This window comes from Chryseobacterium sp. WLY505 (assembly GCF_030846215.1).
In the GTDB taxonomy this organism is placed as follows: Bacteria; Bacteroidota; Bacteroidia; order Flavobacteriales; family Weeksellaceae; genus Chryseobacterium.
In genome coordinates this window covers 502,889-517,080 of sequence record NZ_JAVCWI010000002.1, presented here as the reverse complement: position 1 = coordinate 517,080, position 14,192 = coordinate 502,889, and the positions used below count along the sequence as shown (strand labels likewise).

Annotated in this window: 11 protein-coding genes; 8 read left to right on the top strand and 3 right to left on the bottom strand. The window is 36.7% G+C overall.

The features are described 5' to 3' along the window. The 3 genes from RAH34_RS07765 to RAH34_RS07755 all read left to right on the top strand — a co-directional run bounded on the left by RAH34_RS07765 (position 1) and on the right by RAH34_RS07755 (position 5,199). A complete protein-coding gene (locus RAH34_RS07765) occupies positions 1 to 1,152 on the top strand; it encodes an efflux RND transporter periplasmic adaptor subunit (RefSeq protein WP_306595737.1) in 1,152 nt (383 codons plus the stop codon). Between the two features lie 398 nt (positions 1,153 to 1,550). Beyond that, complete coding sequence (locus RAH34_RS07760; protein ID WP_306595736.1) at positions 1,551 to 3,359, top strand: hypothetical protein; 1,809 nt, start codon at positions 1,551 to 1,553, stop codon at positions 3,357 to 3,359. A gap of 895 nt (positions 3,360 to 4,254) precedes the next feature. Next, entirely contained in the window at positions 4,255 to 5,199 is a 945-nt protein-coding gene (locus tag RAH34_RS07755; protein ID WP_306595735.1) for an aldo/keto reductase, read from the top strand. Between the two features lie 164 nt (positions 5,200 to 5,363). Here RAH34_RS07755 and RAH34_RS07750 read toward each other — a convergent pair whose 3' ends face one another. The 3 genes from RAH34_RS07750 to RAH34_RS07740 form a co-directional block, all read right to left on the bottom strand. Beyond that, positions 5,364 to 7,211, bottom strand: a complete 1,848-nt coding sequence (locus RAH34_RS07750; RefSeq protein ID WP_114820189.1) for a chloride channel protein — start codon at positions 7,209 to 7,211, stop codon at positions 5,364 to 5,366. Positions 7,212 to 7,334: 123 nt separating this feature from the next. Continuing rightward, complete coding sequence (locus RAH34_RS07745) at positions 7,335 to 8,327, bottom strand: SDR family oxidoreductase (protein ID WP_306595734.1); 993 nt, start codon at positions 8,325 to 8,327, stop codon at positions 7,335 to 7,337. Between the two features lie 33 nt (positions 8,328 to 8,360). After that, positions 8,361 to 9,632, bottom strand: a complete 1,272-nt coding sequence (locus tag RAH34_RS07740) for an NAD(P)/FAD-dependent oxidoreductase (protein WP_306595733.1) — start codon at positions 9,630 to 9,632, stop codon at positions 8,361 to 8,363. Positions 9,633 to 9,856: 224 nt separating this feature from the next. Here RAH34_RS07740 and RAH34_RS07735 point away from each other — a divergent pair, with 224 nt between their 5' ends. The 5 genes from RAH34_RS07735 to RAH34_RS07715 all read left to right on the top strand — a co-directional run bounded on the left by RAH34_RS07735 (position 9,857) and on the right by RAH34_RS07715 (position 14,168). Next, positions 9,857 to 10,849 carry an aldo/keto reductase gene (locus RAH34_RS07735; RefSeq protein ID WP_306595732.1) on the top strand — a complete coding sequence of 331 codons (993 nt, stop codon included), beginning with the start codon at positions 9,857 to 9,859 and terminating at the stop codon, positions 10,847 to 10,849. A 73-nt stretch (positions 10,850 to 10,922) separates the two neighbouring features. Next, positions 10,923 to 11,597 carry a response regulator transcription factor gene (locus tag RAH34_RS07730; protein WP_306595731.1) on the top strand — a complete coding sequence of 225 codons (675 nt, stop codon included), beginning with the start codon at positions 10,923 to 10,925 and terminating at the stop codon, positions 11,595 to 11,597. 45 nt (positions 11,598 to 11,642) lie between these two features. Next, complete coding sequence (locus RAH34_RS07725) at positions 11,643 to 11,957, top strand: four helix bundle protein (RefSeq protein WP_306595730.1); 315 nt, start codon at positions 11,643 to 11,645, stop codon at positions 11,955 to 11,957. A gap of 107 nt (positions 11,958 to 12,064) precedes the next feature. Further along, positions 12,065 to 13,315, top strand: coding sequence for a HAMP domain-containing sensor histidine kinase (locus tag RAH34_RS07720; protein ID WP_306595729.1), 1,251 nt, complete (start codon positions 12,065 to 12,067; stop codon positions 13,313 to 13,315). A gap of 97 nt (positions 13,316 to 13,412) precedes the next feature. Next, positions 13,413 to 14,168 (top strand): hypothetical protein, encoded by a 756-nt coding sequence (locus RAH34_RS07715; RefSeq protein ID WP_306595728.1) that lies wholly within the window; start codon positions 13,413 to 13,415, stop codon positions 14,166 to 14,168. Positions 14,169 to 14,192: the final 24 nt, after the last annotated feature.

Below are 14,192 nucleotides of genomic sequence, written 5' to 3'. Positions count from 1 at the left end.
ATGCATTTCAAGAATATATCAATATACAGCCTTGCTTTCATCCTTACTTTATCTTCATGTTCAGGAAAAAAAGAAGAGGAAAAAACCGTTTATGAAAACACTAAATTTTCTAAGAATGACAAAAACTCCGTTCATCTTACAGAAAAACAGATTCAATCTGTAGGATTAACAACAACCAGTATTCAGAACAGGAATATGGAAAAGCTGGTGAGACTGAATGGAAAGGCAGAAATTGCACCTTCCCACATTAGTTTAGTTTCAAGCATTATGGGTGGGCATATCAAATCAATCAATGTTATTAATGGTAGTCATTTTAACAAAGGGCAGGTGCTTGCAGTAGTAGAAGATCCACAATTTATACAATTGCAGCAGGATTATCTGGTGACCAAAGCCCAGCTTGAAGCGGCAAGATTGAATTTCAACCGTCAGAAAGATTTGAATACAAGCAAAGCCAGCAGTGATAAAACCATGCAGACTGCTCAGGCAGATTATTCTACTTTGAATGCTACTTTAAAAGGGCTTGAGGAAAAACTGAGAATCATCGGAATTAATGCCAAAGGTCTGACTACCGGAAATATCAGAAGTAAAATCAATATTTATGCTCCGTTTACAGGTTTTGTAAGCAAAATTTTGGTGAATAACGGACAGTATATCAACCCGGCAGATACTTTATTTGAATTGATCAATCCGGCTGGATTACTTTTAGAACTCAAGATTTTTGAAAACGATGTGAATGATGTAAAAGTAGGGCAGGAAATTTTGGTGTACAACAATCAGAATCCTGACGTGAAATCCAATGCAAAAATTGTCAGCGTAGTTCCTAGTATTGAAAACGGAGGTTCTGCAACGGCAATTGCCAGATTATCTTCTGTGAACACTGAATTTGTAAAAGGAATGTACGTGAATGCCGAAGTGAATATCAGCAGCCGTTATACAATGGGACTTCCAAACGAAGCCGTGGTGTCTTTTGAAAATAAAAATTATGTTTTTGAAGATCTTGGAAAATCCAATTACAAAATGATTCCTGTAGTGACCGGAATCGCTGATGATCAGTTTACAGAGATTTTAAAAGCCGATTTTTTAAAGGATAAAAAAATTGTACAGAAAGGCGCTTACAGTCTTCTGATGATGCTTAAAAACAAAGCTGAATAGTATTAAATAAATTCTATATCATTAAAAAAGATCATTCTTTTGAATGGTCTTTTTTATTTAATATGACTAAAAAATAAACGTAAAGTTATCACAGTTATGTATATAAAGTAAAGAGAGCAAAGGGAGAATCAATTTTATCGATTTATTTATGCAAATGTATAATCATAAAGCTTCTTCAGCGACACAGTCGCACTTCTTTGCCTTCTCAAAATGAGCATCTGAACCATTGTTACTTTGCGTTAACAAAAATAGAAACATGACATTTGACATGTTTTACATATTGATAAATACTATTTGACGCATAATTCATTTTAAAATAATATTTTTAGGAAGTGAATAGTTGTAAAGGATTTTTAGATGAACAATAAAAAACTTTATCAAAACTTTATCAAAACTTTATGACACAAAAACCTTTGCACAATTTCCATATTCCGGTGATGGGTCTGGCTTACACTATCGACAGCCCGATTCGTGTCGCCCAGTATGGAATTTCTTCCGTCATCTCTATTATTGATGATGAAATCCTGGAAAAAATGAAGAACTTTTACAACAAAAAGTTCAACCTTGACTATTTCGGGATCTCAACAAAAACAGAAGATTACAGAGCAAAAAGAGTTACCGCTTACCTGGATATGGTAGATGATATCGTGAATGAAAAATTTGAATCTTTCAAACAGGAAATCAGCAAAAACAAGGAAGCTTTGAAGGATTTCATAGCCATGCTTCCGAATACTTCAGATCTAAAAAACAGCTTACAACATTTAATCCATCAAAAGGAGAACTGGAGTTCCAATATTAAAAACTTCATTGAATCGAATTTAAAGCCGGGAAGCATTGATGTCAATATCATGACGAAAGTAGATAAAGACAATTATCAGAATAATGAACAGCTTCCTGTGATGTATAACGATGCGCATGCCTCACTGCGTGGGTTTGCCAAAAGTAAACTATCATCGTCAATGGTTCTTTCTGCAGGGATGAATCCCCGTTTGTACAGCTATATGGAAGAGTTTGACGACTTTTTTCCCGACGAAAACGGAAATATCAAAAAGAAAATAATTCTCAAAGTAAGCGATTTCCGTTCGGCTATGATTCAGGGAAATTTTCTGGCAAAAAAAGGATTATGGGTTTCAGAATACAGAATAGAATCCGGACTGAACTGCGGTGGTCATGCTTTTGCTACTGAAGGAATACTTCTTGGACCTATCATGGAAGAATTCAAACAGAAAAAAAACGATCTAATACAATCTGCTCATGCCTTAATGATGGCTGCTTTGGAACAAAAAGGAAGATATGTCGTTTCCGAACCTTTAGAAATGAAAATCACTGTTCAGGGTGGAGTAGGAACTTCTGAAGAACATGAGTTTTTATTGGCTAATTATAGCGTAGACAGCGTAGGATGGGGCTCCCCATTTTTACTCGTACCCGAAGCGACATCGGTAGATACAGAAACCAGAAATCTACTTGTACAATCCAAAGAGCAGGATTTCTATCTGAGTAATATTTCGCCATTGGGAGTGCCTTTCAATACCGTAAAAGGGACATCTAACGAAGTATTGAAGTTTGAAAAAGAAGCAAAAGGGAAATATGGAAGTTCTTGTCCTAAAAAACTTCTCGCACTCAGCAAAGAATTTTCTCCGGAAGGAACCTGTACCGCTTCCAGAAAGTATCAGGATATCAAACTGAAAGAATTGTTCGAAAACAAGCAAACCTTGACCGAAAAGGAATTCAATAAAAGAAAATCCGAAATTACAGACAAAGCCTGCCTTTGTGTAGGACTTGTGAATGCAGCATACATGGAACAGAACCTTGAAATTAAAGGTGAAAAGCAAGGCGTGGTGATATGTCCAGGTCCGAATATTGCCTTCTTTGATAAGGAAGTTTCTCTTTCAGAAATGGTACAACACATCTACGGAAACAATAATATTCTTTCAGATAATCAACGCCCGAATATGTTCATCAACGAATTGAAAATGTATGTGGATTACCTGAGGAAGGAAATCACCGAATGCACTGTACAGATTACCCATTCGCAGACAAAAAAATGGAATGCTTTCAGGAAAAATGTTCTTGAAGGGATAGCATATTATCATGAGCTTTTTACAGCATCATCATTCTTCAGCAACGGTTTATCAACCATCCATCTTCAATTACAGGAATATAAACTTCAGCTTATTGCTATTGAGATTCCGCAGGTTGAAAAATAACCGTATTTTTAATTGATAGATAATAAAAACAGCTTTAACATGGGCTGTTTTTATTTTTTTTAGTTGTTTTTGTTGGAAAACGCAATGGCGCTAAGATTTATAAAATTATTGTGTATTAAAGCGCAAGAAAATCAAAGATTTTCAGCAAGAGATATTTTATAAGTATTTCCCGCAGATTAATGAGAAGATGATACAAATCTCTTTATTGTTATCTGTTTAATTTTTGGTATTTGTGAGAGAAATAAAATAAACAGCATTCAATTTTATCGAAGATAAAATCCTTGCGTCTTAAAACAGTTAGCTTTTAATTTATCTGCGCCTTTGTCTACCTGATAATTTTAAACGCAAAGGAACATAATTTCAACTGATAAAAAAGGGAGCAAAGAATGATCAATAAAATTGATCTTCTCTAAGCGTATGCATATGCACAAAGCTTCTTCAACGACAAAGTCGCTTCTTTTGCTTCCTTAAAAATAATTATATTTTCTTATCAACTTTGCGTTTAATATTATAGAGTATATCTCTTTTTTGTTAGAAAGATGCAAGAACGCAAGGTTTTATTACCATATATATTCTTTTAAGGAGCAGAAACATTTCGGCTTCATTCAATGTAAGATTTTCAGAAAGTGATATCTTAAGAGATTTTACAAATTTTTTGCGAGAGACATAAAATAAACAGCATTCAATTTTATCAGAGATAAAATCCTTGCGTCTTAAAAACAGTTAGTCTTTAATTTATTTGCGCCTTTGCGATTTTCCAACAAAATTAAATAATCAAAAAAACTGAGGAAACATCAGCATTCCCATTTATAATAACTATAGGCAGAATGGCTATTTTGAATATTCCCCAGGCTTAATATTCCTTACCTTAGAGGTCACTTAGTAAATTATTTTTATGGAAAAAAGAAAAATCAAAAACACCGATTTATCGATTGCGCCAATCAATTTCGGAGGAAATGTTTTTGGATGGACACTGGACGAGAAACAGTCTTTTGAGATACTGGACCGCTTTACTGAAGCCGGATTCAATTTTATAGATACTGCAGATACTTATTCATGGTGGGTGAACGGTAAAGGCGGACAGTCTGAAAAGATCATCGGAAAATGGATGAAAAGCAGAGCGAACCGTAATGACATTGTTTTGGCAACCAAAGTAGGTTCAGAAACAAAAGAACACGGCTATGATATCAGCAAAAAGCATATTTTAAAATCTGTAGATGAGTCTCTGCAAAGGCTTCAGACGGATCATATTGATCTTTATTATACTCATTTTGATGACAATACCACTCCGGTAGAAGAAACACTTTCCGCTTATGATGAGATCATTAAGGCTGGAAAAGTACGTTATATTGCGGCTTCCAACTTATCTCCGGAACGTTTGAAAGCATCATTTGAAGCAGCCGAAAAGAATAACCTTCCCAAATATGTTGCATTACAGCCTCATTATAATTTAATGGAAAGAGAAGGCTTTGAGCAAAATTATGCTCCTCTGGCAGAACAGTTTGACCTAAGTGTTTTTCCTTATTGGTCACTGGCGGCAGGTTTCTTAACAGGTAAATACCGTGATGAAGCAGATCTGGCAAAAAGTGCAAGAGGTGAAGGAGTAAGAAAGTATTTAAACCCTAAAGGACTTGAAGTTCTAAAAGCACTGGATCAGGTAAGTGCAAAGCATAATACTACACAAGGAACGGTTTCTTTAGCATGGTTATTATCCAATCCTTTAATTACAGCACCTATTGTAAGCGCTACCAGTGCCTCACAGCTTGAAACAGTCTTCAATGCGCCAAAACTTATTTTGGATCAGGAGGATATTGAGCTGCTGAATAACGCAAGCAACTAATTTTTTCAACTTTCATTATCGACTAATATGAAATCCGTTCATTGCTGAACGGATTTTTTATGATGTGACAAGGCTAACCACCCCGTCAAAAATTCTTTGAATTTTCGCCACCCCTCCGGAGGAGGGGAATGGAGTTCTTCAGTTGTGATATTCTACTTTGAATATTAATCGGAATATTCCTTCAAAAGCTGTCTGTAGCTCATTAATATGGAAGATTTTGAAATAAAACCGATAAAATCATTATGGTCACTTACTACAGGTAAATTCCATACTCCTGTATCATCAAAGGTCTGAAGGATATCCAGTGGTTTATTTTCGCGGTGCAGAACAGCTGGTGGAGCTTTCATGATCTGAGCAACCGTCTGCGAGGTTTCCGTTTCTTTGTTAAAAAGATATGGTCTTATATCATCTAATGTAAGAACTCCTCTCAGTTTTCTGTTTTCATCCACAACGGCGAAAATATTTTTATCTCCGTTCTTTACCATTTCAAACAGTTCTGTAACGGATGCATTTTCATTAATGGTCTGGGAATATTTGTCAATAAAATCTTCTGTTCTTAAGGCAAAAAGAAGGTTTTTATCATGCTTATTTGTGAAAATTTTTCCTTCATCTGCTAATGATTTTAATTCCGGTGAAATCGGGGAGAACCATTTGGCAATAAGGTAAGATATGATGGAGGCAATCATCAGAGGGATAAACAAATCATATCCGAAACTTGATTCTGCGATCAGAAATATAGCGGTAAGAGGAGCATAGAGTACACCGCTCATGGCACCTGCCATTCCAACCAGCACAAGATTCGTCACCGGAACATCTGTAAAACCAATATGCTGGCAAACCAGTGCAAACAAATAGCCCAAAGTTCCTCCGGCAAAAAGAGAAGGAGCAAAGTTTCCGCCGTTTCCGCCGCTAAAGATCGTAAATGAGGTGGCAAATGCTTTTAAAAGCAATACCAGAACTAAAAATATAATAATGGTCCAGTCTCCGATCTCAAAATACCTAAAAAAACTGTTTTCAATAATAGAGTAGGTATTTCCGTTGGTAAAAGCTTTTACCGTTTCATATCCTTCCCCAAACAACGGTGGAAAAAGAACACATAACAGGGAAAGTACAGCGCCTCCAAACATGGCTTTACGCATTTTAGAGAGCTGAAGCCCTTTTATAAAATGCTCTACTTTTTGAGAAATAATCACAAAATAACGGGCATATAACCCTGTAACAATTCCCAAAATAAGATAATACGGAACATTTTTATAGTTGAACGGATCTCTGGTGTAAAATCTGAAAAGAACATCTTCCTGAAGCAAAATCCTCGACAAAAGACTTCCGCAAACTGCTGCAACCACCAAAGGAATAAAGTCTGTGAAAACCACTCCGGTTAAAAGAATTTCAAAGGCAAACATAATCCCGGCAATAGGAGCATTGAAAGCAGACGCAATCCCGGCAGTAGCACCAGCAGCCAGCAATAAAGTACGTTCTTTATAGCTCAGTCTGTAGGTTTGTGCATAATTGGAACCAATAGCAGCTCCGGTAACCGCAATAGGGCTTTCCAATCCTGCCGAGCCTCCCAATCCTACGGTAACAGCACTTTGTATCACCTGAGAATACATTTTAACGGAGGCCACAATACTGGAGTTCTGAGCAATTTCGTATAAAATAGCCCCAATCCCTTTACGATCCTGACCTTTAAACAAGGTAAGAACAATCATCGTTGTCAGAACGATTCCCAAAAATGGAAAAACGATATAGAATAAAATCTGATATTCAAAATGAACTTTATTCGTAATAAAATAATGAATATTATGCACCAGGGTTTTCAGGATAACTCCCGCAAGGCCGGCTGTGCAGCCTACCAGAATTCCGGAAAGAACAAGAAACTGATTTCGGCTCAGTCTGTTGTTCAGCCAGTGCAGAATAAGTTCATAACTGCGTGCTTTTTCAAGTCCGTATTTTTGGAAATCTCTTTTAAATTTAAGGAAACTAAGGTATTTTTTTTTGTTGTGAATTTTCACCGTCGAAATATTTTACACTATCATCAGATTGATACAGCACCGTAAATTTATGAAATATATCACAAAAAATATAGTAAAGAGACTTTTTCAAAATATATCGATGACTGTTTATTTCTATCAGTCTTATCTTATTTCTTTAGATTTTCCTGAAAAAATCAATCCAACGGCCAGTGCTCCAAGGAGTCCTGCGCCTGCCAGGATTAATGGTTTCTTTGGAATAGAAAATAATGTTTTTCCGTCAATTCTCATATTTCCACTTGAAGGGTTCTGTACATTTCCTCCCGTATTTTCATCTTTATGGGCTTTTTTCATTAGCATTCTTATCCCAGCGGAAGATGCATAACGTATTATTCCGGGAAACATTTCATATAAGTTCTTAAAAACTACTGCTGACCAGTCGGGATAAGAAGCTTCCATTGGATTTTTGGCTGTTTTTACAATTGAAGCTGCCAGTTTACGAGGATCAAACGCTGGAGGAGGTGTACTGAGTTTTATTCCTGAATAATTAGCAGCATGGTCTATTCCTGAAGATTTCTGAAAACCGGGGTAAAGTGCGCAGATATGGATATCAGGAAAGTCTGAAACCTCTCCCTGCAATGTTTCTACCATTCCTCGGACTCCAAATTTTGAAGCAGTATAGGCTGTTCCATAAGGTGCGGGCATCCATCCTCCGATAGAAATATTATTCAGGAGTACTCCTTTTTTCTGTTTTTTAAAAACAGGAAGTACCGCATGTGCCGAATGCATATATCCCAAAAGGTTTGTTTTAACAATCTGATCACTGACATCAACCGGAATTTCTTCAAATTTACCAAATGCAAGCACTCCCGCATTATTGACCCAATAATCAATTTTTCCGGTGAATTCAAGGGCTTCTTTTACAAGGTTCTGAACATCTTCTGCAACAGAAGTATCGGTAGGGACGGCAAGCACTGTCGCTCCCAGTTTTCTGCATAATTCAGCGGTTTCTGTAAGCGCTTCTTCTCCTCTTGCTGCCAGCACAAGATCAGCTCCCTGTTCTGCAAAAGCTTCTGCCGTAGCCTTACCAATTCCGCTTGAAGCACCTGTGATGACGACTGTTTCTCCAAAAAATGGAGGTCTTCTTTGATTTTTCATAATATGATGAATTTAAGTGTTCTTATTTTTTTATCATGATCCGTTTTCTGTATTTCTTTTCGGAAACAGGATCAGCCGGATAGATGGATTATTGGTGATAAACAACCGGAACCAGTCCATCGCCAGCTGAAGTTTATTTTTAAACCCTACCAGCGGAATGATGTGGATGAAAAGCCAGGTAAGCCATGCTATAAAACCGTTAAAGGAATTTTTCGGAAGATCTACAACCGCGTTGAATTTGGATATAATGGCCATACTTCCTTTGTCATTATACCGGAATTGCTCTAGGACTTTTCCGTCTTCTATCCGTTTAAAATTGGCAGCGAGGTTTTTACTCTGCTGAATGGCGACCTGAGCAAGTTGAGGATGTCCTTTAGGATATTTTTCTTCGGAAAGCATCAGACATATGTCTCCTAATGCATAAATATTGCTTGTTCCTTCTGCTTTATTATAATCATCTACCAATATTCGTCTGCCTTTTCCAATGGTTTCTTCCGGTAATCCGGGGATTTCTTTTCCAATGACTCCTGAAGTCCAGATCAGGGTTTCGGTTTCGATAGAGCTTCCGTCACTTAAGATGACTTTATTATCCGTATAATCCTTTACAGAAACATTGAGAAGAATTTTCACCCCTAATTCTTTCAACTTATCATAAGCCGTTTTCTGAGCCAGCTGGCTCATGGGCGAAAGTAAAGTAGGCAAGGCATCAATAAGATAAAGATTGGAAAGGCCCAGCTTGATTTCCGGATATTCTTTCTGAGCAATATATTTTCCCATTTCTGCCAGCATTCCTGCCAGTTCTACTCCGGTGGGTCCACCACCTGCAATAACAATATTCTGAAGTTTTTCGGCTTCTTTAATATTTTTATTTCTTGCAGCTTCTTCCAGCGTGAGCAGAATATGGTTTCTGAGATACAGGGCTTCTTCGATATTTTTCATAGGTAGAGCGCATTTTTTCACGTTTTCCATTCCGAAAAAATTAGACTCAGTGCCCAATGCCAGCACCAGATAATCATAGCTGAGATTTCCGGTATCTGTTTCTATCGTCTTATTTTCCGGATATACTCTCACCAGACTTCCCATGTGAAATTTCACATTTTTATTGTTTGAAAACAGTTTTCTGAAAGGATAGCTGATATTGGAAGCTTCTATAAACGAAGTAGCTACCTGATAGATAAGCGGAGGGAAAAAATGATAATTATTTTTATCAACCAGCGTTATTCTGAACCTTTTATCATTCTTTAGAGACTTGATAAGGTTTATACCCGCAAATCCTCCTCCTACGATTAGAATGTGCTTTTTCATAGTATGTGATTATTTCAAATGGTGTACTGAATTTCATTCAATAACAAGACCAAAGGAGGTACAAAACAAATATTTAACATAATATATAAATTACCGAAACAGCCTTAATATCAGCTCTCATTAAGAATTTCGGGTTTCAACAGGTATTTTCTTTTTAACGTTTCATTCGGTGCCAGCACGATGTTTGTACTTTACTGCTTATCCAACACTTTAAATATTCATCTATGAAATCACACATTTTAACAGAAAAACACCAACTGGGAATAGGAGGTGTAGCAATAGGAACAGCTTTTGAAAATATTACAGATGAACAGGCTCATCAGATTCTACAGACAGCCTGGGAAACCGGAATCCGGTATTATGATACGTCTCCATGGTATGGATTGACCAAAAGTGAAAGAAGATTTGGACATTTTCTTAAAGATAAAGACAGGGATGATTTTATTTTTTCAACCAAAGTAGGAAGACTTTTTCATCAGGTTTCTGAATCTGATGTTCCTCCAACTATGTGGAAAAAACCTCTTCATTACGACTTCTTGCATGATTATACAGCCGACGCCGTACAGAAATCTATTGAAGACAGCCTTCAAAGAACCGGATTGAGTCATATTGATATTGTTTATGTCCATGATCTTTCTGAAGATCAGGTAGGAGACCGTTATCCTTATTTTCTGAAACAGGCAAGAAACGGAGCTTTTAAAATTCTTTCTGAACTTCGCAGTCAGGGAGTTATAAAAGCATGGGGAATGGGTGTTAATAAAATAGAACCTATTTTAGACTGTATTGAATCTGCTGATCCGGATATCTGTCTTTCGGCCACACAATATTCTATTCTGGAACATGAAGATGCTGTGGACCGTCTTCTTCCTGCAGTTAGAAAAGCAGGGGTGAAACTGGTTTCGGGAGCCGGATATAATTCAGGATATGTAGCAGGAAGAGAACGTTATAATTATAAAGATGTGATTCCGAAGAGAATGCATGAAAAGAGAGCCAGAATGACTTCCATTGCTGAAAAGTATAATATAAGCCTTATTGATGCCGCGCTGCATTTTGTACTGGCCGCAGATGAATTTGCTTCCATTATTCCGGGAGCCAGCCAGCCTGGACAAGTGAAAGACAACCTGCGGGCTCTTAATACCAAGATTCCGGCCGAATTCTGGAAGGAATTGAAAAATGAAGGACTGATTTATGAGAAGGCACAGATTCCAAAGGAATAACATATTTTCATTTTTCATTCTTTAAATGGTTTAAATTCAAAATTTCTTCTAAATTTAATGATAGATTTATCGCATGAAAATTCTTATCATTGAAGACGAAGCCGAACTTGTACAAAGTATTTCCGAATATCTGTCCGGAGAAAATTATCTCTGCGAATCTGCCAGAACGTTCGGTGACGCTATGAGTAAAATAGAAGCATTTGATTATGACTGTATTTTACTGGATATTATGCTGCCGGACGGAAATGGCCTTACCATTCTGGAAGCATTAAAAAAGCAACAGAAGCAGGACGGAGTGATTATTATTTCTGCAAAAAATGCCCTTGATGATAAAATTGAAGGACTAAAACTGGGTGCAGACGATTATCTGACCAAACCTTTTCATCTTTCTGAGCTTATGGCAAGGGTTTATTCTATTATCCGGCGGAAGCAGTTCAGCAGTTCTAATGTGGTAAAACAGCATGAACTTCAGATCGATTTATTGGCAAAAACTGTTACAGTAAATGATGAACTTATTTCTCTGACCAAGAAAGAATTTGATCTCCTCATTTATTTTATCGGCAACAAAAATAAAGTCATCTCCAAAAGTACCCTGGCAGAACATCTTTCCGGAGATTTTGCAGATATGCTGGACAATCATGATTTTGTTTATGCTCATGTAAAAAATCTTAAGAAAAAGCTCTATGATGCTGGATGCGGGCATTATCTTAAAACAGTGTACGGAACGGGGTATAAGTGGGAAAGCTAGAGTAATTATGAATGATGAATGATGAGTTATAAATGATGAATTATTATGAGTGAAAAGAAAAATGTCCTGAAAGATAAAAGTTTTAGTTTTGCAATAAGGATTATTAATCTTTACAAATATCTTACAGCTGCTAAGAATGAATATGTTCTGAGTAAACAGCTCTTAAGAAGCGGAACAGCAGTAGGAGCCTTAGTAAGAGAATCACAAAATGCTGAAAGTAAAGCAGATTTTATTCATAAACTGGCTGTTGCTAAAAAAGAATGTGATGAATCTCTTTACTGGATTGAGCTTTTGTTTCAGACAGATTATTTATTATCCACAGAATATGGAATCATCAATAATGAAGCCACAGAAATATAAAAAATAATCCGAAGCATCATCATTACAACAAAAAATAAATCATAACTCATAATTTATAATTCATCATTATTGTGAAGCCTCTACTCACCAAAACTACCAAACCCTTTTTGATCTACGTACTTATTGTACTGATGATCAGTATTCCTGTGTATTATTTTGTGGTGGATACGATCTGGAAAAATGAGCTGGATGAGCACAACCAGATTATTGTAGAAAAAACGGCTTATGAATTCAATCAGCTGCAGCTTTCAGAAGAAATGCTTAACAAAAGCCTTGCATTATGGAATCATATCCAGCCCGAAACCAATATTGAAAGAATTTCTACCAGCCAGGTAAAGCGGGACAGTGTTTATACATACGAAAGGCATCTGCCTTTTATTTCGGAACAGAAAAAAGAGCGTTACAGATGTCTTAAAAAAGTAATTTACATTCATGGCAAACCTTATCTTTTTACCATAGAGACCAATATTGAGGAATCTCATGAAACCATAGCCGTTATTGCCATTATTACTATCTTCTTTTTTGTGATGATTGTGGTTGGGCTGTTATATCTAAACAGAAGGCTTTCCTCATCTATCTGGAAACCGTTCAGAGGCACATTGGATCAGTTGAAGAGTTTCAACCTTAACAGTCAGAATACGATAGAATTTCCGGCTTCTGATACTGCGGAGTTTGAAGAACTCAATCAATCTCTGTATAAACTTATAGAGCGTAATGTGTCTACCTATAAAACCCAGAAAGAATTCACAGAAAATGCTTCCCACGAATTGCAGACTCCGCTCGCTATTATTAAAAACAAACTGGATCTTCTGCTTCAGGATCAAAACCTTACCGAAAAGCAATACAGCATTGCAGAGGATATGAACAGAGCGCTCACAAGAAGTTCCCGCATCAATAAAAACCTTTTGCTGCTTGCTAAAATTGATAATAATCAGTTCGACAGTTCGGAAGCTATTTATTTTGATCATTTGCTTCATCAAAGCATTGATATTCTCAGAGAACATTTTGAGCAAAAAAATATTTCAGTTACAGAACATATTTCAAATGGAGTACAGGTAATCGGAAATAATATTCTGACAGAAATATTAATCAATAATCTTATCATTAATGCCATTCGTCATACGGCTGTCGGAGGCAGCATTTCTATACAGCTTACCCATTCTGTTTTTGAAATTTCCAATTCAGGGACTGAGAAACTGAATACGGACTTCTTATTCAAAAGATTTTCAAAACTTTCAACGGATAACAGCGGAAGCGGACTGGGCTTGTCTATCATTCAGGAAATTTGCAGGTTTCATCATTGGACCATCAGTTACAGGTTTGAGAATCAACACCATATTTTCTCCGTTAAATTATAGTTAAAAAAATCGCGGTTTCCCGTAATTCTAAATTTCTTCTAAATCGGTTTGCACCTTTGTATTGAAAACATACTGAGGTATAAATTGTATTTAGAAAATGAAAACTGTAAACAAAGTTGCATCCGTAACCCTTCTTTTCTGGATGATGAAAATTGTTGCTACCACATTAGGAGAGACTTTGGGTGATTTTATTTCTATGACGCTTAACCTGGGCTATGTAGTAGGTATTCTGGTTACTCTGGTGTTCTTTTTCATCATTTTATCTGTACAGCTTGGTGTGAAAAAATATATACCAGCTGTCTATTGGATGGTGATTATAGGAACAACCACCTTAGGAACGGAAATCTCTGACTGCATCGACAGAACACTGAAAACCGGATATCTGGCTGGTAGTCTAATTTTACTTTCCGGCCTTTTACTTTCTTTGTTTTTATGGTATAAAAAGTACGGTAACCTTGAAGTGTATCCCATTTTTGAAAAGAATAAAGAACTGTATTACTGGACTGCCATTTTATTTTCCAACAGCCTGGGAACTGCTTTTGGAGATTTTCTGAGTGATAATTTAGGGCTCGGATATATGACCGGAGCTTTGATTACCGGACTGATTATCCTCGTTGTGATAATACTTCATTATGCCACAAAGATCAATCATGTGTTGCTGTTCTGGATTGCTTTTGTTTTCACCAGACCATTTGGGGCTACTTTCGGAGATCTTTTAACCAAGCCTTTAGCGAAAGGAGGACTGGATCTGGGAACCCTGAACGCTTCTCTGATTTCCCTTGCTCTGATGGTATTGATGATCATCATTTCACAAAGAAAACACAACCGGGAATTACCCCTTCAAAAAGAATAATTCAACACCTGTTATAACGAAAAC